Origin of the sequence: Pseudomonas akapageensis (assembly GCF_011355085.1) — a bacterium.
In the GTDB taxonomy this organism is placed as follows: Bacteria; Pseudomonadota; Gammaproteobacteria; order Pseudomonadales; family Pseudomonadaceae; genus Aquipseudomonas; species Aquipseudomonas akapageensis.
The window spans coordinates 1-22,375 of the sequence record NZ_VXCP01000002.1 but is presented as its reverse complement, the minus strand read 5'-3'; the positions used below and the strand labels follow the sequence as shown (position 1 = coordinate 22,375).

Genomic DNA, 22,375 nt, shown 5'->3' with positions numbered 1-22,375 from the left:
TTCATGACCGGGCAAGGCAGACTTCGACTGCAGACTTCCACCCCTGTATCCGCGATCTGCCAGTCTAATAATCAAGGGAGCACCCTATGCGAATATCCAGGATCCTGGCCCACACCACGCTGGCTCTTGGCGCGTCGCTCGCTGGCCTGTCCAGCGCCTACGCCGATTTGCCCGCGGACCCGACCATCGGTCAGACCACGCTGCCGTTTCCGCCGTCGCCGCACCGTGCCTACATCATCGATGTCGAATTCGACAGCTTCGTGACCGGTCGAGTGACGGTAGTCGACCCGGAAGCCAAACGCATGCTCGGCATGGTGCCCACCGGTTTCGCAGCGCCCTCGACCCTGAGCCGTGACCAGCACACGCTCTACAGCGCCGACTTGTTCTACTCTCGTGGCACCCGCGGTGATCGCACTGACGTGCTGACCGCCTGGGATACCTCGACCCTGTCGCCGAAATGGGAAGTGAAGATTCCGTCCAAGCGCTCTGAAAGCCTGACTCAACGTTACGGCTTGAACACCAGCAGCGATGATCGCTTCGTTTATGTCTATAACTTCACGCCGTCGACGTCGGTCACTGTGGTGAACACCACTGACAAATCCGTGGTTGGTGAAATCGCCATCCCTGGTTGCGTCCTGAACTACCCGGTCGGCGCCCGCGCTTTCGCCTCACTGTGCGGCGATGGCAGCCTGCAACTGGTCAAGCTCGATGACGCTGGCAAGGAAATTTCGCGCAGCAAGACCAAGTTCTTCGATCCGAACGCGGAAAAGTTGGTCGAACGCGCAACCAACATCGGCGATACCTACTACTTCGTCACCACCACTGGCACGGTCCGCCCGGTGGACTTCTCCGGTGCCGAGCCGAAGGTCCTGCCGAGCTGGTCGCTGACTACCGAAGACGAAAAGAAAGCCGGCTGGGCACCAGGCGGCTGGCAGCTGATCGCTGCCGCACCGAAGCTCAACCGCATGTACGTGCTGATGCACGACGCCAATGAAGCGATGAAATGGGAAGACCCGAGCCCCTTCGTCTGGGTCTACGACCTCAAGACCATGAAGAAGATCGGCACCCTGGAATCGAAAACCCCTATCTGGAGCCTGAACGCCACCAGCGACGACAAGCCGCTGTTGCTAGGCGCCAACATCGAGGGCGGTCTGGAGGTATTTGACCTGGATGCCGGCAAGTACACCGGCACCATGGAAAAGATCGCCAAGACGGCGACCCAGATTCTCACCCATTGACGAGATGCAGCCATGCAACCTGATCCGATATTCGTCATCGCCAGCGCCGTTACGGTCGCGGTGATCCTGGCCAGTGCCGCGACACACAAAGTGCGCGCGCAGGCAAGGTTCGCCAACCAGGTCGAGGACTACCAACTGCTGCCCAAGATGCTGGTGCGGTTGTTCGCGCGCCTGCTGCCGGTGCTGGAGTTGACCACCGCCCTGGCCCTGCTGGCACCGTTCAGCCGCCCTTACGCAGCGCCAGTCGCCGCCGGCCTGCTGGGCCTGTACGCGGCGGCTATCGGCTTCAACCTCTGGCGTGGCCGCAAGGACATCGACTGCGGTTGCGCCGGCCCTGACCAGGCGCAACCGATCCGCCCTGCGCTGTTGTTGCGCAACAGCGTGTTGGTAGGCCTGGCCGTGGTCGCCAGTCTGGCGCCGTATGCCCGTGAAATGGGCTTTTTCGACGGTTTCGTGGCAATTGCCGCCAGCGCCGTTGCCCTGCTTGTCTACGCCACGGCTGACGGTCTTCTGGCCAACAGCCCACGTCTGCTCAAATTGATTGGAAGGTGATTTATGGAAGGCTTGATAGTTTCCAACGTGTTGCTCTGGTGCCTGCTGCTGGCACTGGCTTTTGCCGTGATGGGTCTGGTTCGCCAGATCGGTGTCCTGCACTCGCGCCTGGCTCCGGCCGGTGCCTTGATGGTCGATAAAGGCGTGTCCGTGAATGAGCCAGCACCGAAAGTGACCGCTGCCGACCGCAATGGTCGCCCGGTGAACTTCGGCTATGCCGGCCAGAAGAGCCAGCTGCTGTTCTTCCTCTCGCCGACCTGCCCGATCTGCAAGTCGTTGCTGCCGGCGATCAAATCCATCGCCAAGGACCAGGCCGACCGCCTGGACGTCATCTACGTCAGCGATGGCGACATGGATGCGCAGCACGCACTGATCAAGGAACACAAACTGGAAAACGTGACCTACGTGGTCGGCCCGGAAGTCGGCATGACCTACCAGATCGGCAAGCTGCCTTACGCAGCATTGATCGATCAGAACGGTGTGCTGCGTTCCAAAGGCCTGGTCAATTCTCGCGAACACCTGGACAGCCTGTTCGAAGCCGAACACCTGGGCAGCGCCACCCTGCAGCAATACCTGCACGGCACCCAGGAACACGCGCATTCGCATTCGCACTCGCACGCACACCCTCATAACCACTAATAAGAAGGCCGACCCCTCATGAAACTGCTCGACCTCCTGTTCGAACGCTCGACCCGGCACGTTGCCGACACCACCTCACGGCGCAAGCTGCTGGCCCGCCTCGGTTCGCTGATGGTGGTCGGCGCCGCTCTGCCGGTACTGCTGCCGATCGACCGCACCAGCAAGGCCCTGGCCGCCGACAAGCCAATGGCCGGCGACCCGGGTGACCCCAACAGCTGCGACTACTGGCGTTACTGCTCCATCGACGGTTTTCTGTGCAGCTGCTGCGGTGGTAGCGTCTCTTCCTGCCCACCAGGCACCGAAGCCTCGCAAGTGGCCTGGGTTGGCACCTGCCGTAACCCGGCCGACGGCAAGGATTACATCATTTCCTACAACGACTGCTGCGGTAAGCACAGTTGCACGCAGTGCGCCTGTACCCGTAACGACAGCGAGGAACCTGCGTACCGTCCGTTCAACAACAACGACGTGAACTGGTGCCTGGCGGCCAAGTCGCACATCTACCACTGCACCGTTTCGGTCATCCGCGGCGTCGCGATCTGATCCCGGGGGCTAACATGCGCCATCTGTTGATTGTTGGACTGATTTGCGCCATGGCAGCCCCGCTCGCCCTGGCGCGGGCCATTCCCAACCCGAACCAGAAACATGCCCCAGGCAATGAGTCGCCACAAACGCCCATTGCCCAGGCCGGCTACAGCACACCGGTGAACTACCAGTTGCAATGCGCGGGTTGCCACCTGGGTGGCGGCGAGGGTTCTGCGTCCAATGACACCCCGCGCATGAAAGACTTCGTCGGCAACTTCCTGAAGGTGCCGGGCGGGCGTGAGTTCCTGGTGCGGGTGCCGGGCATGTCGCAATCGGCGCTAAACGATGCGCAGTTGGCGGACCTGGTCAACTGGATCATGCGGCCCGATGGCATGGCGGGCAAGAGCATGCCGGAGCACTACCAGCCGTATACCACAGAGGAAGTGTCGTCGATTCGCAAGGTGTCGATGTTGAACCTGCCGCAAGCGCGGGCCGGGTTGATTGCGAAGATGCGTGAGCAGGGGATTGCGATTGAAGATGGCATGACGCCTCAGTATTGATTTGAGTCGATTTCCCTATCAGGCCCGCCGTTCTGGTGGGCTTTTTTTTGCCTTGGGATTTTTGCGGCCGCTTCGCGGCCGATCGCTGGCAAGCCAGCTCCAACAGGGAATGTACAACGCCGACCCTGTGGGAGCGGGCTTGCCCGCGATGAGGCCACACCTGACACACAGACAAAAAAAAAGCAGGCCCTAAGGCCTGCCCCAAAAGAGCTCGCTCAGCAATCAGTGGGCAATGCACACCGACTTCAATTCCGTGTACGCCTCGATCACCGCCCGACCGAACTCACGCCCCATGCCCGACTGCTTGACCCCACCAAACGGCATGTTCGGGTCGAGCAACACGTGGGCATTGACCCACACGGTGCCTGCTTCGATGCGCGGCACCAGGTTCATGGCCTTGGTCAGGTCGTTGGTCCACAGGCTCGCGGCCAGGCCGTAAGGGCTGTCGTTGGCCAGCTCGATCACCTTGTCTTCATCGGTGAACGACATCACCGACAGTACCGGGCCGAACACCTCATCGCGGGCCACGCCCATCGAGTGATCGACATCGGCCAGCACGGTCGGCTGCACGAAGAAGCCATCGCCCTGCAACAGTTCGCCACCGCACACCACGCGAGCACCTTCCTTACGGGCGGTTTCGATGTGTTTGAGGACGCTGGTCTGTTGCTTGCGCGATACCAACGGGTTGATCGCAGCAGTCGCATCCATGCCGGCGCCGATGGACAGGCCCGAGACGGCCTTGGCCAGGCCGTCGACAAACTCGTTGTAGCGCGACTGGTGCACGTAGAAACGCGATGCCGCGGCGCAGACCTGGCCCTGGTTGAGCAAGCCACCGAGCATGGCGCCCTGGATGGCCTTGTCGATGTCGGCGTCTTCGAGAATGATCATCGGGTTCTTGCCACCCAGCTCCAGCGCGAAGCGGGTCATGTTGGCCATGGCGGCCACACCGACGCTCTTGCCCACGGCAGTGGAGCCGGTGAACGAGACCTTGCTGATCAGCGGATGCGCCGCCAGGCCGGCGCCAACGGTGGCGCCTTCACCGGTGATGACGTTGAACACGCCCGCCGGGATGCCGGCCTCGAACGCCAGCTCGGCCAGGCGCAGGGCCGTCAGCGGCGTTTCACAGGCTGGCTTGATCACCACCGTGCAACCGCAAGCCAGGGCCGGCATCAGTTTCCAGGTGGTGATCATCAGCGGGAAGTTCCACGGCACGATACCGGCCACCACGCCGACCGGCTCGCGGCGAGCGAAGGCAGTGAAGTTGGTGCCTTGCGGAATCGGGATCGAGACGTCCAGGGTCTGGCCTTCGATCTTGGTTGCCCAGCCGCTCATATAGCGCATGAACTCGACCGTAGCACCGACATCGAGCATGCGCGCCATGTTGATCGACTTGCCCTGGCTCAGGGTTTCCAGCTGTGCCAGTTCTTCAGCATGGGCTTCGACCAGGCTGGTGAAATTCAGCAGGATGCGTTCACGGTCAGCCGGACGCAGGCCGGACCAGACCCGCGATTTGAAGGCGGCATGAGCCGACTCCACGGCACGGTTCATGTATTCGAGCGGTACATCCGGGACTTCGGCGATGGTTTCACCGGTGGCCGGGTTGAACACCGGCGTGGTAGGGCCTTCGGGCAGTACCCATTGGCCATCGATGAAGCAGCCGTGGCGACGCGCCAGGAATGCTGCAACCTGCGGCAGAATCTCAACCTTGCTCATGTGTGTTCCTCTCATCCCACGGTTCGGGACCTGAGTCCCGCCGTGCTTGTTTTGGTCGATCTAACGGGCAGCCGAAAGCTGCGTTGACTGGATTCTCGACGCTGGGGGCAAGAGAGGCTTTATTCTGTATGCCAGCCGTATTGGCGGGACTGCCAACTGCACGAACGGTGCTCGGGAGGGCCGACCGGCCACTCAGGACCGGTCATTTTGCAGGGCTCAGGCTTGGCTGTAACGCTTGCGGTACTCGCCGGGAGACACGCCGAAACGCGCCTTGAAGGCGGTGGAGAAGTAACTGGAATCGCTGAAGCCCCAGGCATAGCCAAGTGCCGACAGCTTCTGTTCGCTACCGGCCTCGCGCAGGCTCTGCGCGCAGAAATCCAGGCGACGGTTCTTGATGTACTGCGCCACCACCATGCCGTTCTTGGAGAACAGTCGGTACAAGCCACGCACCGACACGCCGACTTCCCTGGCGACCATTTCCGGGCACAGCTCTTCAGCGCAAATGTGCTCGTCGATAAAGCGCAGGGTCTTGTGGAAGACCCTGGTCTGCACGTCGTCTTCGACTTCCATGGCACTGAGCGCGGGCCGCAACAGGCTGACGATGGCCTCCAGGGTCGCTTCGCTTTCCTGCAGGCTGAAGTTGCTCTGCTGGGTCGACTCGACAATCAAGCGCTGGGCAAGCACCGCCACCGACGATGTGGCGGGAATCCGTTGGCCGCACTTGATGCGCGAAAAGCGCAGGCTGCTCTCGACCAGTTGGCGCGGCAGGATCAGCGACAGTTGGCGCGCAGAATCGCTGTAGACGAAGTTGCTCGGCAGGGTCGAGTCGATCAGGGTGATATCCCCCGGCAGCAACTCGATGCTGTTGCCAGCCTGCTCCATGAAGGCGCGCCCACGCAGCTGGAAGGCAGCGTAATAGTGCGAGCTTTCGTTAAGCGACAATTCGCGCTCGGTCCGGAAAAGACGAGCCTGGGCGATATCGACGACGCTCAACTTGATGGAGCCGGCGCGAAATTCATTGATGGCCCCGGCGAACTCTCCGCCCAGGGTCTTGGCACTGAACGAGCCACAGACCTGATTGACCTCGTGCAGCCACTGGTCGAACTGGTCCACTCTTGTTTCAGTAGTCATCATGGCTGTAAAGCCTCGTGTAACGTTATTTTTGTAATTGCTTCTATCTTTCATCTGGCAAGAGGCATGCCAGGGTCGACTTGATCACAGGTGCCGAATATACCCCCCGCCCACCTCCATGACTATTGGGGAAAGCCTCATATCGACGGTCGGCGACGGCAGTCCCGACGAGTTGGCATGCACAGCCAAGTAGTTGGCAAGCACAACCAAGGACAGCCCCGACTTTGCTCCTACTATCGAACGGGACGGCAGCACGATCGCCGCTCCGATCTTTCTTGCAAATGCAGTAACGACACCACTGCAACACGGTAAATCCTCACAAATAACAATAAACGACCCTCGGGTCGCGGGAGATTCCTGTGCTTAAGAAAAGTGCGTTGGGTTGGCCAAAAATCGCCGGGCTGGGCATTGCCCTGGTGGTGGCCGGACAGTTTTCCGGCTGGAACTACGGCCTGGCCGCCGGCGGTTGGCTGAACATGCTGATCGCCACCCTGTTGATGGCGCTGTTATGCGGTGGATTGGCCTTGTGCGTCGCCGAACTGTCCACGGCCCTGCCCAGTGCCGGCGGCGTATTCGCCTATGCGCAAACCGCCTTCGGCCCCTTCGTCGGCTACCTGGTCGGCACCGCCTGTGCACTGGCGCTGACCATCGGCACTGGCGCTGCTGCCACCTTTGTCTCGGCCTACACCGAGTCGATGTTCGGCATCGGTGGCTGGCCGGTCAAATTCGCCATGTTCGCGGTGATCATCGGCTTCCACATCCGTGGTGTCGGCGAGGCCATGGGCCTGACCCTGATCGCCGGAGTCATAGCCGTAGTCGCCCTGCTCACCTTCGGCGTGGCGATGGCCCCGCATGTAGAACTGACCACCCTGCTCAGCCTGCCGGCCAGCACCGGACAAGCGATCAGCCTGGGTGGAATCTTCGCCTGTGTGCCGTTCGCCATCTGGCTGTTCATCACCGTCGAGCAAACCGGCTCTGCAGCCGAAGAAGCCGCCAATCCGGGCCGCAGCATGCCACGCGGGATTCTCGCGGCCGTCGGCACCCTGCTGGTTACCGCGCTGGTGGTGCTGGTATGCGCACCCGGCGCCGGTGGCGTGGAACTGGTTGGCGCGGCAGGCGACCCACTGTACGCGGCGATGTCCAGCAACAACGTGTATGGACCGGATTCCTGGCTGGCCAAGGTGATCGGCTCTGGCGCGGTATTCGGCTTGATCGCAACCTTCTTCTCGCTGATCTATGCCGCCTCTCGCCAACTGTACGCCATGGCTCGCGATGGTCAGTTTCCGCAATGGCTGGGCAAGACCGGAAAACGCGCGACACCGATCAATGCCCTGGTGCTGATTGGCGTTATCGGCCTGCCGATGTCTGCGGTAGACCCGGCCACGGTGATGCTGGCTGTGGTGCTGCTGCTGAACGTCTGCTACCTGTTCATTTTCGGCGCCTACCTGCGCATCCGCCGTACCCAACCTGACCTGGCGCGCCCTTTCCGCCTGGCCGGCGGCACGCTGGTCGCCTGGCTGGGCCTGGCCCTGACCCTGGTGGTCATCGCCGCCTGCTTCCAACTCGATGTGTACATGCTGGTCGCCCTGGCGGTGACCCTGGCGCTGTGCATCCTCAACTTCTTCGTGCGCGCCCGACTGGGTGATCGCACGGTCGCTCTGGAGACTGCTGACAATGTCTGAACTCACTCTGTTGCAACGTCGCCATCGTGTACTCGGCAGCCAGTCGCCGCTGTTCTATGACAACCCGCTGCACCTGGTACGCGGCGAAGGCGTCTGGCTGTTCGATGTGGACGGGCGCCGTTACCTGGACGTGTACAACAACGTGCCCTGTGTCGGTCATTGCAACCCGCACGTGGTCGAGTCGATCAGCCGCCAGGCCGCGCAGTTGAACATCCACACCCGCTATCTGGACGAGCAGATCGTCAGCTATGCCGAGCGTCTGACCGCCACCTTCGACGCCCCGCTCGACACCGTGATGTTCACCTGCACCGGCAGCGAGGCCAATGAACTGGCGCTGCGCCTGGCGCGCTTTGCCAGCGGTGGCACCGGGATCATCGTCAGCAACTACAACTACCACGGCAACTCCGCCTCGCTGGCGCAAGTGACCACGGCGCTACCCTCCCCCGAGCCCTTCGGCGCCCATGCCCGGGCGGTGCCGATCCCTTGCCTTTATCAGGCCCCGGCCGGAACCACGCCGGAACAGTTGCTGGCGCAATACACCGCCAATATCGTCGAGGCCATCGCTTCGATGAAAGCCGAAGGGATTCGTCCTGCCGCCCTGTTGATCGACACCCTGTTCGCCAACGAAGGCCTGCCGCGCGTACCGGCCGGTTTTGTGGAGAAGGCCGCAGCCTTGATCCGCGAGGCCGGTGGCCTGTTCATCGCCGACGAAGTGCAATCGGGCTTCGCCCGCACCGGCGACCATTTGTGGGGGCACCAGGCCCACGCCGTGGTGCCGGACATCGTCACCCTGGGCAAGCCCATGGGTAATGGCTATCCCCTCGCGGGCCTGGTAACCAATGGTGCACTTGTCGAGTCGTTCGGGCGCAGCGCCATGTACTTCAACACCTTCGGCGGCTCGCCGGTGGCCGCTGCCGCCGGCATGGCAGTGCTCGATGTGATTGAGCGCGAACAGCTGCTGGCCAATGCCCGCAATGTCGGTGCCTACGTCCAGCAGCGACTCGATGGCCTGGCGGAAAAACATGACCTGATCGGCGATGTGCGCGGCAAGGGTCTGTTCTTTGCCGTCGAACTGGTGCGCGACCGCACCAGCAAGGCGCCGGCCGGAATCGAGGCACGCCGGGTGGTCAACGATATGCGCGAGCGCGGCGTGCTGATCAGCAAGATCGGCGCTGACGACAACATCCTCAAGATGCGCCCGCCGCTGGTCTTCTCCGTCGCCAACGCCGACCTCTTCATCGACACCCTCGACGCCGCCCTGAGCGCCCTGTAAGGAGATGCCATGAGCACGTTCAACGCCTTGAGCCATGAACAGCAAGTCGCCCATTTGCACGATCTGGCGTGTAATGCCCTGCGCCATTGGGAGGGTGAGTTCAGCGAAATCGAGCTGGTGAAATATCGCGAGAACGCCGTGTTTTCCGCCCGCCGAAACGATGGCCAGCGCATCGCCCTGCGCGTCCATCGCAACGGCTATCACTGTGAAAATGCCCTGCGCTCCGAGCTGCAGTGGATGGAAGCGCTGGCCCATACCGGCATCACCGTGCCGCAAATCATCCGCGCCCAGGAGGATCGGCACCTGATTGAAATCCACAGCGAAAAGATCGGCGAAGCGCGCCATGTCGACATGCTCGCCTGGCTGCCCGGCGCCACCGCCGGGACCTCCGAACACGGTGTTGAAGCCGACGCCGACGTGGACTTCCTGTTCCGCGAAGCCGGTGCCCTCGCCGCCCGTATCCACAGCCATTCGGCCCAATGGCAACAACCCGACGAGTTCATCCGCCACGCCTGGGACGAGGAAGGCCTGATCGGTGCCAACCCTTTCTGGGGCCGCTTCTGGGAACTCGCCAGCCTGACCGATGAGCAACGTTCGCTGCTGCTGCAAGCACGTCGCATGGCGCGCATCGACCTGCGCAAGTACGGCCGCACGCTGGACAACTTCGGCATGATCCACGCCGACCTGGTGCCGGAAAACCTGTTGATCGAAGGCACGCGCCTGCGCCTGATCGACTTCGATGACGCAGGCTTTGGCTGGCACATGTTCGAGCTGGCCACCGCCTTGTACTTCTGCCTGGACGACCCGCGCTACGAGCAGATCAAGGCCTCGCTGCTCTCGGGTTATGACGCGGTCAAACCGCTGAGCGAGGCCGATCGCAATGCCTTGTCGCTGTTCCTGATGTTGCGCGGCACCACCTACCTGGGCTGGATTCACACTCGCAGTGAAACCGAGACGGCACGGGAGATGGCGCCGATGTTGATTGAGCGGGCGTGTCAGTTGGCGAGCGGGTATCTGGCAGTCAGATAGTGGTGAACCCATCGCGGGCAAGCCCGCTCCCACAGAGGTATGCATTGACCCTGTGGGAGCTGGCTTGCCAGCGATGGAGCCGACATAAATCCCCAACTCTGGCACCCACAATCAAACAAATGGCAAGCAGGCAAAAAGCCAGTGACGGGCAACGCCTTAGTATCGGGAAAAGGTCCAAGACCCGCTCCCGACACTAATAACAAACGGAATCCCGTCAATGCCCAAGTCGCCCTTGCTCCGTATCTCCACTCTGGCAATGCTGATCAGCGCTGCCACCCAGGCTGGCGCGTACGAACTGTATGCCGATGACGACAGCCACCTGAACGCCAAGGTCGAAGCCGTGTTCGGCCTGTTCCACAGCGAGGAAAACTACGCATTGTCCGGTCGCCTGGATGAGGGCTCCTCGTCCTGGCGCGAAGGCTACATCAAGTACGGCCTGAGCTTCGACCAGAGCCTGGCCGGTGTCGGCACCGCCTATGGTGCCTTCGGCCTGCTCAGCTCCGGCACCTGGGGCGATGGCGATGCGGCGGGTTTCACCGACGGTTCCGAACGCACCACCAAGATCGAAGATGCGTCCCTGGGCTGGCGCTCGGGCAAGCTGTTCGAGGCACTCGGCGAAGACGGCATCGACCTGTCCTTTGGCCGCCAGAACATCGTGGTCGGCGATGGCTTCCTGATCGACGGCGATGCGCTCAACCTCGGCAAGGGTGTTGCCGATGGTGAGTTCAACCGGGGTGGCGCCTACTACCTGGCCGCCCGCAAGAACTTCGACGAGACCGCCGTGCTGCGTATCGGTGGCAAGGAAGGCTGGCGCAGTGACCTGATGTGGTTGAAATCCGACAACCGCGCCCAGGCCAAATCCGAAATGGTGGTGGGTACCCTCGAACACGTGGCCGAAGCCGGTACCGTGGGCCTGACCTACGTCGATGTCACCGATGTCGATGAAGAATTCGCCTCGCCCCTCCAGCTGGAGCGCGACGGCATGAAAACCTACAGCCTGCGTGCTACGGGCAATGCCGGCGTGGAAAACCTGTTCCTCTCCGGTGAATACGCCCGTCAGGACAAGCAAGACACCGATAACGAAGACGCCTGGTACCTGGAAGCCGGCTGGACCTTCGCCGATGTGGCCTGGAAACCCTACGTCAGCTATCGCTACAGCCGCTTCTCGGAAAACTACGACACACTGTTCTACGGCTTCAGCCGCGGCTACGGCACCTGGTTCCAGGGCGAAGTGGCAGGCAACTATGCCGGCCCGTTCAACACCAACTCGCGCATCCAGAACGTCAGTTTCAAGGTCAGCCCGATGGAAAACCTGAACGTCGGCGTACTGCTGTTCGACTTCAACACCATCGACCGCAATCTGGGCAATACCGATGGTCATGAAGTCGATCTCTACGCCGAATGGGGCGTGACCGAAAACATCATGATCATGCCGCTGATCGGCCTGTACGAGCCGGACAAGAGCTTCGAAAACGGCGGTACGCAACTGGGCAACAACGACAGGAACCTCTACAGCCAAATCGTGTTCGCCACGTCGTTCTAACCGTGGGCGGGTGGCAAGCGCCACCCGCTTCCGATTTCCGCCGACCGATACAAGGTCCTGATCATGCGCGCCAGTTCCCTGACCATACAAAGCAAGATCACCCTGCTCGCCAGCCTCTGCCTGATCCTGGTAGTGACGCTGCTGGTGGGTCTCTCGCTCTATCAGAGCAACCTCAGTACCGAGAATGTGAAGGCCTCGAGCAGCCAGATGCTGGCCGAAGCCGCCGAGCAGAATCTGCAAGCCGAGGGCAAGGGGCAAGCGCTGCAGATCCAGCGATCATTCATGCGCACCCATGAGTACGGCGAGGGTGTGGCAAGATTTCTGCTGTACCTGCGAGAGCGCTCGGTGCGCGGGGAAATTACCCCGCAGGCACTGCGTACCGAACTCACTGGCGTGCTGCGCACGTCCCTGGAAAAACGGCCCGAACTGCTCGGGCTTTTTGTCATTTTCGAGCCCGATGCGCTGGATGGCCACGATGCCGACTTCCATGGCCAGACTGAGCTTGGCAGCAACGAGGCCGGTCGTTTCGCGCAGTATTGGGTGCAGCCAAAACCCGGTGAACTGCAGCCGGTGCTGGGCGATGAAAAGCTCCTCGGCGACACCTCCCCTGGTCCCAGTGGTAACCCGTTCAACACCTTCTACACCTGCTCGCGAGATAGCCGCCAACTGTGCGTGCTCGATCCCTATTTCGACGAGTCGTCGGGCAGTCGCCGACTGGTCACCAGCATCACCTTCCCACTGATTGAAAACGGCCGCACCATTGCCGTGCTGGGCCTGGACATCAGCCTCGACAGCCTGCAACAAAACAGCGTGGCCAACAGCCGCAAGCTGTACGATGGAAAAGGTCAAATCAGCATTCTCAGTCCGGCCGGCTTGATTGCCGGCAGCAGTCAGGACGCCGACAAGCTCGGCAGTCCGCTGCAACAGACGCAGCCGGAAAAGGCGCCTGAAATCCTGGCCGCTCTCAACCAGGCCCGGGCCAGAAGTTTTACCGACAGCCAGCAGATCACCGTACTCGAACCCCTGGAGCCCATTGCCGGCAGCAAAGCCTGGGGCGTGCTGCTGAGCGTGCCGCAGAAGGTCCTGCTGGCACCGGTGGAAGTGCTGCAAGGGCAACTGGATGCCGCGCGCCTGCGTAGCTCCGGCCTGGAGTTCGGCCTAGGTACCCTTGCCGCCCTGCTCGGCATGCTGATGATCTGGCTGACAGCCCGCGGTGTGACCCGTCCGGTGCTCAGCCTGGCGGCAATGCTCGAAGACATCGCCCAGGGCGAAGGTGACCTGACCCGCCGGCTGAATTATCCACACCGCGATGAGCTGGGCCGGCTGGCCCAAGCCTTCAATCGCTTTCTCGACAAGTTGCAGCCGGTGATTGCCCAGGTTCAAGGCTCTGTACAGGATGCCCGGCAGACCGCCGACCAGTCCGCGCAGATCGCTCGCCGCACCAGCGAGGGCATGCAGCAGCAGTTTCGCGAGATCGATCAGGTCGCCACCGCCCTGCACGAAATGTCTGCCGCCGCCAACGCCTCGGCGCACAGCGCGGCGCAAGCCGCCGATGCTGCGCGCAATGCCGACCAGGCAAGCCAGCAAGGTCTTGATGTCATCACCCAGACCACCGACGCCATCAATGCCCTTGCCCAGGACATGGGCCAGGCCATGCACCAGCTGCAGGGGCTGGCCGGCAGCAGCGAGCAAATCGGCTCGGTGCTGGAAGTGATCTGCGCCATTGCCGGGCAAACCAACCTGCTGGCACTCAACGCGGCCATCGAAGCGGCGCGTGCAGGGGAAGCCGGACGCGGTTTTGCGGTAGTGGCCGACGAAGTGCGCAACCTGGCACGACGTACCCAGGATTCGGTCGAAGAAATTCGTCAGGTGATCGAAAACCTGCAATCAGGCACCCGTGACGTCAGCCAGGCGATGCACAGCAGCCATGGCCTGGCCCAGGACAACGTGGCCCAGGTCCAGCAAGCCGTGGATGCTCTGCAGCGTATCGGTACTGCCGTAAACCTGATCACCGAAATGAACCTGCAGATCGCCAGCGCCGCGGAGGAACAAAGCAGCGTCGCCGAAGAGATCAATCGCAATGTCGAGGCAATTCGTGATGTGACCGAATCACTTTCCGGGCAGGCGCGGGAGTCGGCGCAGGTAAGTGATCAGCTCAATGAACTGGCTAATTATCAGGGCGGATTGATGCAGCAGTTTCGGGTTTGACCTTTCGGGCCTCATCGCTGGCAAGCCAGCTCCCACAGGTATTGCAGTGTTCTTGAAACTGATATCTGTCCTGTGGGAGCTGGCTTGCCAGCGATGGGCACGACGCGGTCTCCAGCCTTGAACTACTTCATCCACTCCCGAATCTGCTCAAGGCTCGCCGTCACCCCACCACACACCACCACCAGCACATTGCGGTACCCGGCCAGCTCCGCTCTACGCTCGTAGACCAGCGACAAGCTCGCCCCACACGCCGGCTCGACCAATACCCGATGGTCAGCCAGAAACCGTTCACAAGCTGACAACGCCTCCCGGTCCGACACCACCGCGCAGGTGATCGGGTGAGACTTCGTCAGTTCGAAAGCCTGCTCGCAAACCTGCTTGGCTCCCAGCGACGTGGCGACACTGTCGATCGCCGCCAACTCGACCCGCCGCCCAGCCTTGACCGACTGTGCAAGCGACGAGGCCCCTTCAGTTTCAGCGGCAATGACGGGCACATGGCCCCAGCCATTGCGCTTGAGCCCTTCGACGATACCCGACAGCAACCCACCACCGCCGACCGAAAGCACCACCGCATCAGGCACCAGGCCGGCCTGGGCGACTTCGTCGATCAGCGTGGCATGGCCCTGCCACAGCAAGGGATTGTCGAAGGGATGCAGAAACGCGTCCTCGGCCGTCAGCAACGATTGTGCGTGGGCATTGGCTTCCATCCAGCTGGCGCCATGAACGATGACCTCGGCGTTCTCCTGGCGGATCAGCGCCTTGGCCCGCTCGGTGGTGGTTTGCGGCACGACCACGGTGACAGGAATGGACAGGCAGCGCCCGGCATAGGCAACAGCGATACCGGCATTGCCGCCTGAAGAGGAAATGAAGCGCTTCTTGCCCTGCCGGGCATAGTGCTCACAGGCGGCGCCAATGCCCCGGATCTTGAAGGACCCGCAGGGCTGCAAGGCGTCGAATTTGAGCCAGATGTTCTGCCCCGTGAGCAGGCCCAGATGGCGAGATTCGAGCAGAGGTGTATCGATGTGCAGTGGCATTGGATTTCCATATTCCAGGGATGGGCGATGACGTCTGCCCCTATCCTACGCCAAGCCGCACAGGTCATCAGCATCCCCTCCAGCGACTACACGGGCTTGCGCCCCAGCAACCCCGGCAGTGCATGCATCAGCGCATTGACGGCAAAACCGATGAACATCAGCCCGCACAAACGAGTGATCCACAACTCATGGCGGGTATAGAGGCTGCGCACCTGCCGCGCGCCAACCACCCCTACCAGAATGGCATAGGCCAGCAGGCCACCGACAAAACTCAATGCGATCAAGCTCGGCAACATCGACCAGTTGAGCAGTTCGGCGCGACTGGAGAGCAAGGCGGTGAACGTGGCTACTGCAACCGGATACGCCTTGGGGTTGGTCAGGCCGAACACCACGCCATGCCAGAACGGTTGGCGCGCCGGGCCTTCGCTGACCGTGCCATTACCCGGCCGGCTGCGCAGCGCACGCAAGCCTAGCCAGAACAGGTACAGGCCGCTGAGCACGCCGAGGATGTCAAAGACTGAACTGCCGATCTCACGGGCCCCGACAATCGCCACCAGCGCGGTGCTGCACCAGAGCACATCCCCCAACAGATGCCCGCAGAGAAAACCCGCGCCCGCACGCCGCCCGTGGGAGGCACCGATGCCGAGCACCGCCAGCACGCCGGGACCTGGGGTGATCCCATAGATAAAACCTGAGGCGAGTACGGCGAAAAGCATGGAAAACGTCATGACAGGGCTCCTGGACGGTTGCTCAGTCTACGATAATTTCGCTCTCGTCCTGCTGGCGTTACGAACGACCGGAACATTTTCCTACAGTAACTTCTGTTTTTTCTCTTTGGTCTTCCGTCAGCGAAATTCGTCGCTAAAGTTTCGATGCTCTTAACTCACCAAGGAGAACGGTAATGAGCGTATTGAACAGCAACGACCTGCAATACAGCTACGCACAGGGAACTACCAAGGGCGATGACCCGAAGTTGCGGGGCGAGCCTGACAGCAATCTGTTCAGTCGGCATGAGAAACACGAGATGCTGTACCTGATCAATCAATTCGCCCAGATGAAGCGCCTCGACAGGTCAGACGCCCTGAAAGTCGAGCACCTGCTGCGCGAGAAACTCCCTTCCGATACACGCTCGCAAGCCAACGTAATCGCCTGGCTCAAGGATGCCTGGGCCAAGCACAAGCACTGATGCGCGCTTCGTTGGCCAACTGAAGCACACGCCTCGACCATTCAACATGGTCGAGGCCCCCATGGTAAAGTCGCGCCCTGCCCACCGACTCGACCGCGACCGACCAAAACCATGGATTTCGACTCATTCGATGCCAGCCTGGCCCCATGGCCTGAGCTGCAAGCCACCTGCAACTGCACCGGGCTGCTGGTGGGTAATGGCGCCAGCCGCGCCGTGTGGCGCAACTTCGCCTACTACTCCTTGTTCGAACTTGCACAAAAAGTTCGCAACAAGCCACTCGGGCAGACTGACCTGGCGTTGTTCAAGGCCATGGGCACGGAAAATTTCGAACAGGTACTCAGTGCGCTGAACACCACGGTCAAGGTCAACGCGGCGCTGGCGATCAGCTCCTCCTCGCCGCTCAATCGCTACTACGCGATCAAGGAAGCGCTGATCCATGCCGTGCGCAGCGTGCACATTCCCTGGAAGCTGGTGCAGCCATCGACCTTGCAGGCACTTAACGTCGAACTGCGTAACTACCGCACGATTTTCTCGACCAATTACGACCTGCTCAATTACTGGGCGATCTTGCACAACCCTGAGGGGTTCGAGGATCTTTTCCGCGCCGACAGCGACTTCGATATCAGCGATACGCACACCCGGGGCACGCGCATCCTGTACTTGCACGGCGGCCTGCACCTGATCAAGAACCTCGATGGCAGTACCCGCAAGCGCAATGCCGCAGGTAGCGGCCTGCTCGACGGTTTCGCCATCAATACCCCAGGCGATGTGCCGCTGTTCGTCAGTGAAGGCAATACGCAAGACAAGCTCGGCGCCATACGCGATTCGGATTATTTGAACTGGTGCTACGGCGAACTGGCCGGCCATGAAGGGGCCCTGTGCATCTTCGGCCATAGCCTGGGTGCCGAGGACGAGCACATTGTTCATGCCATCCGGAAGGCCGGGATCCAGACGCTGGCGATTTCGGTCTATTCCCTGAGCGAGGCCGCGATCATCAGCCAGAAGCAGCGCTATGCACGATTGTTCGATGGCCAGGGTGTGCGTTTGCAGTTCTTTGATTCAAAGACTCATCCCCTGGGGGCTGAGGCGTTGAATGTGCCCGTGGAGTTGCTCGGACCGAGCAAGCGCAAGCGCTCGAAATAAGATGAGATCCTCGTTCCCACGCTCTGCGTGGGAACGAGGAAAACTGTACGGATAACTCTGTCGTCAGCTGTAACAGCATAAGTGCCTGGGCTGTGGCTCAATGAAGACTCTTCCGTGTCTTTATTGCCAAGGCCCCTGTATGTCTACCCGCGAAAACACCGGCATGGCCCTGGGCCTGCTCGGCGTCATCATTTTCAGCCTGACCCTGCCCATGACCCGCATCGTGGTGCAAGAACTCCATCCATTGCTCAATGGCCTGGGGCGGGCCTTGTTCGCGGCGATTCCAGCGGCGGCCCTGTTGATCTGGCGCCGGGAAAAATGGCCGACCTGGGCACAGGTCAGGGGCCTGAGCCTGGTGATTCTCGGTGTGATCCTGGGTTTTCCGGTGCTCTCGGCCTGGGCCATGCAGACTCTTCCGGCCTCCCATGGCGCACTGGTCAACGGCCTGCAACCGCTGTGCGTGGCAATCTACGCCGCCTGGCTGTCCCACGAACGTCCCTCCAGGGCCTTTTGGGCCTGTGCAGCCCTGGGCAGTGCCCTGGTACTGGCCTATGCCATGATCAGCGGGGCCGGCAGCATCCAGGCCGGCGACCTGCTGATGCTGGCGGCCATTGCCGTCGGCGGACTGGGGTACGCCGAGGGCGGCCGCCTGGCGCGGGAAATGGGGGGTTGGCAGGTCATCTGCTGGGCGCTGGTGCTGTCCACTCCCTTGCTGATCGGCCCGGTAATCTACCTGGCGCTCCAGCATCAGGGGCCAGTGTCCACGCGCACCTGGTGGGCATTCGGCTATGTCGCGATGTTCTCGCAGTTCATTGGTTTTTTCGCCTGGTATGCCGGTCTTGCCCTTGGCGGCATTGCGCGCGTCAGTCAGATCCAATTGCTGCAGATTTTCTTCACGATCGCCTTTTCAGCCTTGTTTTTTGGCGAGCATATCGAACCGATCACCTGGTTGTTCGCCGCTGGCGTCATCATGACCGTCGTGCTGGGCCGTAAAACCAGTGTGCGACCGGCGCGCGGCACAACCTTGTTGCCCAAGACCTGAAAGGCCGACGACAGTCCCCGTTCATGATGCAAGTTCCGCTGCAACAGCGGGACGCTGAATCATCGGTTTGACTGCCGCTCGGCGCAAGTCGCAACCGGCACTGGGCAAGCTGACCTCAGGGTTTGGCATGCCGCTGGGAGACAATTCATGGGTCATCTCGAACTCCGCCCGCACGGACCAACCACAGGCTTCATTGGTACATTGCAAATAGGCAATGCGTAAAAAGATGTGCCGCCCCTCACTGGTACGGATACGCATGCGACTCAAGCAATGCGGACAAACCAATTTGTAGGTACTCATACTCGCTCTTCCTTATTTAAGCTTTTGAACAAAAACATGGCCACTCCGGGATCTACGCATCCCCTATCCCGTTGGCAATTTCTCATCCACTGGATGCTTTCCTGTAAGTTAACGGACCATACAAAGAAGGAAATTTCCTTCTATCGTTTAAGAAAAAACAACATTGCGATATATCTGTTGATAGGTAGTGTTCGATATTGCAAAAAGTGTCTATGCAAATCGAGTAAATATTTGCGACAAAGTACATCAATACACACGGGTAATACTCACCATGAGTAGCAAAGGATCTGCTGCAGTGCTGGCTCGATTAAAGCTAATCACCGACTCCAAGACGGACGCGGCGTTATCCTCTGTACTTGGAATCAGCCCACAGACGTTGAGTAGCTGGAAATGCCGAGACAGCATTCCCTATGCACATTGCGTGGACATTGCAGAACGGCACGGCATCTCCCTCGACTGGTTACTCATCGGCAGTGGACCCCAACGACGTGAACACACGCGAATGCGTTCAGTGAAATCGACTCACACTTCGCCGTGGGAAAAAGAACTGCTCAGCCAACTGCGCGCCTTGAACGAAGTCGACCGGCACGCTATCGGGATTGCAGTTCAGGAGAAAAAACGCATCCTCGACCTTGAACGTCGACTTGAAGCCTTGACCAACTGCCTGCCCCAGCAAATAACCACGTCCTGAATAACCTTGAGTAACGCAACTCATCGCCCACCTCTCATGCGCTGGAAAATATCCCGCAATTCGGCGGCATCCAGCCATACCATGACCTTGATACTGATTGGGATGACCACCACGGCACCTACAAAAGCTGCCACACCGCTGGACAGAAACGGCCCCATCGATAACACCAGAGGTGTGAACAAATAGCCGACCCCGGCTGATAGCAGCAGCGACCCCATGCGCTGCCAGGCTTTCAGGCTCTGCCGGGTGCTGGTCACAAGCCACGCACCCAGCACGGCACCAAACAATGCATCGCCGTCTATCAAGGGGATGACTGAAGCCAGCCCCAGTCCCACATACAGACTGGTGATACTGGTAGAGGCCGGTTCAGTCACGATCGAACGCTCCTTCGATACGGCAAGGTGTTTCGCGGAATGCGGGCGACAACACGCCTTGCTCGAACGCTTTGAGCAAGGCCGCTGAGCGCGTAGAAACGGAAAATTTCTGGCGGATATTGCCAAAGTGAAAATTCACGGTCGCTTCAGTGCAGCTCAGGATGCGGGCAATTTCCCAAGAGGTCTTGCCCTGTGCATACCAGCCCAGCACTTCATGCTCGCGTAGCGTCAAGCGAACGGAGGCGTTGAGACCATCCTCCTTGATTTGTCGTGACATCGTGTCCTGCTCCCTGTGATTTGCTCACAGGGAAAGTACTCAGGGTGCCGTGACCTGACAACGAGGCCAGGTTGTAGGGACAGCGGTGACAATACGCACCCTGCCCCGGGGCTATCAGGCGAGCAAACCATCGGCCTTGAGGAGGGTTTCCAGGCAATGCTCTTCGATTGCGTAGAAATCCTTCAGGGCCTGGATCTTCACCAGCAACGCTGCCGGGTCCTGGGGTTGCTCACGCCGGACGGCCAGGATCATCTTGTTTTTATTGGTGTGCTCGAGCGAAATGAACTCGAACACCTTGGTCTCATAGCCGCAGGCTTCCAGATACAGCGCACGCAGGCTGTCGGTAACCATCTCCGCCTGCTGCCCCAGATGCAGTCCATACTGCAGCATCGGTTTGAGCAGGCTCGGGCTCTGGATCTGCTGGCGAATCTGTTTGTGACAGCAGGGCGAACACATGATGATCGCCGCACCGCAACGGATGCCGGTGTGAATGGCGTAGTCGGTGGCAATATCACAGGCATGCAGGGCGATCATCACATCGATCTCTGCCGGCACCACCGTGCGCACATCACCGTGCTGGAACACCAGGCCCGGGTGTTCCAGCCGTGCGGCAGCGTTGTTGCACAGGGTGACCATGTCTTCGCGCAACTCAACGCCCGTCACCTGCGCCTCACGCTGCAGGCTGTTGCGCAGGTAATCGTGGATGGCGAACGTCAGGTAGCCCTTGCCCGAGCCGAAATCGGCAACCCGTACGGGCTGCCCTTCGGCCAATGCCGAGGAACTCAAGGCATGGGAAAAAACCTCGATGAACTTGTTGATCTGCTTCCACTTGCGCGACATGGCCGGGATCAACTCGTGCTGCTTGTTGGTCACGCCCAGATCGGTCAGAAACGGCCGGGTCAGCTCCAGGTAGCGTTTTTTCTCGCGATCATGCCCAGCGGCTGGGGCTTCGCGCATTTGCTGGGGGGTGTTGCGGTGCAGCATGGGCTTGCCCTTCTTGCTGAACTCCAGCTGAACCTCGTCGGTCAGGGTCAACAAGTGTGCATTGCGAAACGATTCGGGCAGCAGCTCGGCAATCAGCGCCTGCGCCTCGGGCAGCGGCAGGTTACGGGTGATGTCGCGGGTCTTGTAGCGGTACACGAATGACAGGCACGCCTGGTCCTTGACCGTCAGCGGCTTGATGATCACCCGCTGCAAGTCCGCCTCGCTGCCGACGTGGCGTGCCAGGACCAGCTTGATAAAGGCATTCTGCTGCAGGCTGGTTTCAAGCTGCGCCAGAAATTGCGCACGGGGATCCAGTGCGGGCTTGGCGGGGGTTGTGGTAGCGGACATGCGCGGGGTGCCTCAAAAAATGCGGGGCGATCGCCGAGGATCGCAATGGCCGCTATTTTAAGGGGGATAGCGGCCGAGGGCACGGGCAATTTCTCCTGACCCGATCTCCAGGCGTCCACCGCACCCTATCGCAGCCAATACAAAGTAACGCTGCGATTCGCTTATTAGTGCTCAGACAACTTATATAAAAACAAACATCGCAACTTCCTATACCAAGTCAGTCTACTCAGGACAACACAACCAGGCGATTAGGTAATTCATTGCGCACATGCGTCAACGGAACATGCACCTTGAGCAATTCGCCACAGGCCTCGATGCAACTGACGAACCCTTGCAACGTCTGCCCTTGTTTAACCTGCAAGGTAAAGGTCCCGACGATTGACGCCCAGACACTGTTATCCAGTCGACTGGAGATGCCTTCATCCACAAGGATTTCTACATAACGTTCGGCTTCGCTGACAAAAATCAGTACGCCGGTGCTGCCAACGGTGTGGTGCAGGTTCTGTTCGAGAAATTGTCGGCGAGCCAGGTTGGAGGCGCGCCAGTGGCGGACCGAACGGGGAATCAGGTGGGTGGTAATCCCGGGAATGCGGAACAACAGACTGAGGCCGATGAAGCTCAGCCACTGCACCATCAACAAGGTGTGCACGCTCAGCCAGCCGGACAGGTAATGCACGATGCCCGGCACTACCAGGGCAAACAGGCTGGCCCAGAGCAAGGGGATGTAGGCGTAATCATCGGCGCGGGCGGCCAGTACGGTGACCAGCTCGGCATCGGTTTCCTGTTCGACGCGCGCGATGGCTTCAGCGACCTTGCGCTGTTCGACTTCACTCAATAGAGCCATGGGTTGCAATACTCGTTCATTATTGTTTTACCAACCGCCCGACGAACCACCTCCGCCGAAAC

General features: G+C 60.6%; 23 protein-coding genes and 1 pseudogene. 15 read left to right on the top strand and 9 right to left on the bottom strand.

The genetic code is table 11. The features are described from left to right. Nucleotides 1-86: 86 nt before the first annotated feature. The 5 genes from F2S13_RS01970 to F2S13_RS01950 are packed head-to-tail and all read left to right on the top strand — an operon-like array spanning nucleotide 87 to nucleotide 3,511. The gene (locus F2S13_RS01970; RefSeq protein WP_166358527.1) at nucleotides 87-1,238 is read left to right on the top strand and encodes an amine dehydrogenase large subunit; all 1,152 of its coding nucleotides are present in this window, start codon (nucleotides 87-89) and stop codon (nucleotides 1,236-1,238) included. 12 nt (nucleotides 1,239-1,250) lie between these two features. Further along, on the top strand, nucleotides 1,251-1,790 hold the full coding sequence (locus F2S13_RS01965) for a MauE/DoxX family redox-associated membrane protein (protein ID WP_166358525.1): 540 nt from the start codon (nucleotides 1,251-1,253) through the stop codon (nucleotides 1,788-1,790). 3 nt (nucleotides 1,791-1,793) lie between these two features. Beyond that, on the top strand, nucleotides 1,794-2,429 hold the full coding sequence (mauD, locus tag F2S13_RS01960; RefSeq protein WP_166358523.1) for a methylamine dehydrogenase accessory protein MauD: 636 nt from the start codon (nucleotides 1,794-1,796) through the stop codon (nucleotides 2,427-2,429). A gap of 18 nt (nucleotides 2,430-2,447) precedes the next feature. After that, nucleotides 2,448-2,969, top strand: coding sequence for a methylamine dehydrogenase light chain (locus F2S13_RS01955; protein ID WP_166358521.1), 522 nt, complete (start codon nucleotides 2,448-2,450; stop codon nucleotides 2,967-2,969). A 14-nt stretch (nucleotides 2,970-2,983) separates the two neighbouring features. Beyond that, on the top strand, nucleotides 2,984-3,511 hold the full coding sequence (locus F2S13_RS01950) for a cytochrome c family protein (RefSeq protein ID WP_166358519.1): 528 nt from the start codon (nucleotides 2,984-2,986) through the stop codon (nucleotides 3,509-3,511). 222 nt (nucleotides 3,512-3,733) lie between these two features. Here the strand turns inward: F2S13_RS01950 and F2S13_RS01945 are convergent, their stop codons facing one another. Further along, nucleotides 3,734-5,224: an aldehyde dehydrogenase family protein gene (locus F2S13_RS01945; RefSeq protein ID WP_166358517.1), complete on the bottom strand. Its 1,491-nt coding sequence runs from the start codon at nucleotides 5,222-5,224 to the stop codon at nucleotides 3,734-3,736. 216 nt (nucleotides 5,225-5,440) lie between these two features. After that, nucleotides 5,441-6,355, bottom strand: a complete 915-nt coding sequence (feaR, locus tag F2S13_RS01940) for a transcriptional regulator FeaR (RefSeq protein WP_166359196.1) — start codon at nucleotides 6,353-6,355, stop codon at nucleotides 5,441-5,443. 359 nt (nucleotides 6,356-6,714) lie between these two features. Here feaR and F2S13_RS01935 point away from each other — a divergent pair, with 359 nt between their 5' ends. The 6 genes and pseudogenes from F2S13_RS01935 to F2S13_RS29750 all read left to right on the top strand — a co-directional run bounded on the left by F2S13_RS01935 (nucleotide 6,715) and on the right by F2S13_RS29750 (nucleotide 14,090). After that, complete coding sequence (locus tag F2S13_RS01935; RefSeq protein ID WP_166358515.1) at nucleotides 6,715-8,037, top strand: amino acid permease; 1,323 nt, start codon at nucleotides 6,715-6,717, stop codon at nucleotides 8,035-8,037. Beyond that, entirely contained in the window at nucleotides 8,030-9,310 is a 1,281-nt protein-coding gene (locus tag F2S13_RS01930) for an aspartate aminotransferase family protein (RefSeq protein WP_166358513.1), read from the top strand. The genes F2S13_RS01935 and F2S13_RS01930 overlap by 8 nt, the downstream gene beginning before the upstream one ends. Before the next feature lie 9 nt (nucleotides 9,311-9,319). Next, nucleotides 9,320-10,339, top strand: a complete 1,020-nt coding sequence (locus tag F2S13_RS01925; RefSeq protein WP_166358511.1) for a phosphotransferase enzyme family protein — start codon at nucleotides 9,320-9,322, stop codon at nucleotides 10,337-10,339. A 217-nt stretch (nucleotides 10,340-10,556) separates the two neighbouring features. Next, nucleotides 10,557-11,882 (top strand): alginate export family protein, encoded by a 1,326-nt coding sequence (locus F2S13_RS01920; RefSeq protein ID WP_166358509.1) that lies wholly within the window; start codon nucleotides 10,557-10,559, stop codon nucleotides 11,880-11,882. Nucleotides 11,883-11,945: 63 nt separating this feature from the next. After that, a pseudogene (locus F2S13_RS29755) lies at nucleotides 11,946-13,232 on the top strand (methyl-accepting chemotaxis protein); the annotation flags it as partial. A 102-nt stretch (nucleotides 13,233-13,334) separates the two neighbouring features. Beyond that, nucleotides 13,335-14,090 (top strand): methyl-accepting chemotaxis protein, encoded by a 756-nt coding sequence (locus F2S13_RS29750; protein ID WP_425500208.1) that lies wholly within the window; start codon nucleotides 13,335-13,337, stop codon nucleotides 14,088-14,090. A 122-nt stretch (nucleotides 14,091-14,212) separates the two neighbouring features. Here the strand turns inward: F2S13_RS29750 and F2S13_RS01910 are convergent, their stop codons facing one another. Together F2S13_RS01910 and F2S13_RS01905 are read right to left on the bottom strand one after the other, a co-directional pair. Beyond that, the gene (locus F2S13_RS01910) at nucleotides 14,213-15,124 is read right to left on the bottom strand and encodes a pyridoxal-phosphate dependent enzyme (protein WP_166358505.1); all 912 of its coding nucleotides are present in this window, start codon (nucleotides 15,122-15,124) and stop codon (nucleotides 14,213-14,215) included. Nucleotides 15,125-15,210: 86 nt separating this feature from the next. Continuing rightward, nucleotides 15,211-15,852: a LysE family translocator gene (locus tag F2S13_RS01905; RefSeq protein WP_166358503.1), complete on the bottom strand. Its 642-nt coding sequence runs from the start codon at nucleotides 15,850-15,852 to the stop codon at nucleotides 15,211-15,213. Between the two features lie 173 nt (nucleotides 15,853-16,025). Here F2S13_RS01905 and F2S13_RS01900 point away from each other — a divergent pair, with 173 nt between their 5' ends. From F2S13_RS01900 to F2S13_RS01890, 3 genes are all read left to right on the top strand, one after another. Further along, nucleotides 16,026-16,310, top strand: coding sequence for a hypothetical protein (locus F2S13_RS01900; protein ID WP_166358501.1), 285 nt, complete (start codon nucleotides 16,026-16,028; stop codon nucleotides 16,308-16,310). A 111-nt stretch (nucleotides 16,311-16,421) separates the two neighbouring features. Beyond that, nucleotides 16,422-17,453 (top strand): DUF4917 family protein, encoded by a 1,032-nt coding sequence (locus tag F2S13_RS01895; protein WP_166358499.1) that lies wholly within the window; start codon nucleotides 16,422-16,424, stop codon nucleotides 17,451-17,453. Between the two features lie 139 nt (nucleotides 17,454-17,592). After that, nucleotides 17,593-18,495 (top strand): DMT family transporter, encoded by a 903-nt coding sequence (locus tag F2S13_RS01890; protein ID WP_166358497.1) that lies wholly within the window; start codon nucleotides 17,593-17,595, stop codon nucleotides 18,493-18,495. 21 nt (nucleotides 18,496-18,516) lie between these two features. Here F2S13_RS01890 and F2S13_RS01885 read toward each other — a convergent pair whose 3' ends face one another. Further along, nucleotides 18,517-18,795 (bottom strand): Ogr/Delta-like zinc finger protein, encoded by a 279-nt coding sequence (locus F2S13_RS01885; RefSeq protein ID WP_166358495.1) that lies wholly within the window; start codon nucleotides 18,793-18,795, stop codon nucleotides 18,517-18,519. A 271-nt stretch (nucleotides 18,796-19,066) separates the two neighbouring features. On the opposite strand from F2S13_RS01885, the gene F2S13_RS01880 reads away from it, so the two are divergent. Continuing rightward, nucleotides 19,067-19,486 carry a helix-turn-helix domain-containing protein gene (locus tag F2S13_RS01880; protein WP_166358493.1) on the top strand — a complete coding sequence of 140 codons (420 nt, stop codon included), beginning with the start codon at nucleotides 19,067-19,069 and terminating at the stop codon, nucleotides 19,484-19,486. A 20-nt stretch (nucleotides 19,487-19,506) separates the two neighbouring features. On the opposite strand, the gene F2S13_RS01875 is transcribed toward F2S13_RS01880, so the two are convergent. The 4 genes from F2S13_RS01875 to F2S13_RS01860 all read right to left on the bottom strand — a co-directional run bounded on the left by F2S13_RS01875 (nucleotide 19,507) and on the right by F2S13_RS01860 (nucleotide 22,313). Further along, nucleotides 19,507-19,860, bottom strand: coding sequence for a putative holin (locus tag F2S13_RS01875; protein WP_166358491.1), 354 nt, complete (start codon nucleotides 19,858-19,860; stop codon nucleotides 19,507-19,509). Next, nucleotides 19,853-20,137: a helix-turn-helix domain-containing protein gene (locus tag F2S13_RS01870; protein WP_166358489.1), complete on the bottom strand. Its 285-nt coding sequence runs from the start codon at nucleotides 20,135-20,137 to the stop codon at nucleotides 19,853-19,855. Before F2S13_RS01870 ends, F2S13_RS01875 begins: the two co-directional genes overlap by 8 nt. A gap of 114 nt (nucleotides 20,138-20,251) precedes the next feature. Then, a complete protein-coding gene (locus F2S13_RS01865; RefSeq protein ID WP_166358487.1) occupies nucleotides 20,252-21,469 on the bottom strand; it encodes a class I SAM-dependent methyltransferase in 1,218 nt (405 codons plus the stop codon). 226 nt (nucleotides 21,470-21,695) lie between these two features. Then, nucleotides 21,696-22,313 carry a TPM domain-containing protein gene (locus F2S13_RS01860; RefSeq protein WP_166358485.1) on the bottom strand — a complete coding sequence of 206 codons (618 nt, stop codon included), beginning with the start codon at nucleotides 22,311-22,313 and terminating at the stop codon, nucleotides 21,696-21,698. Nucleotides 22,314-22,375: the final 62 nt, after the last annotated feature.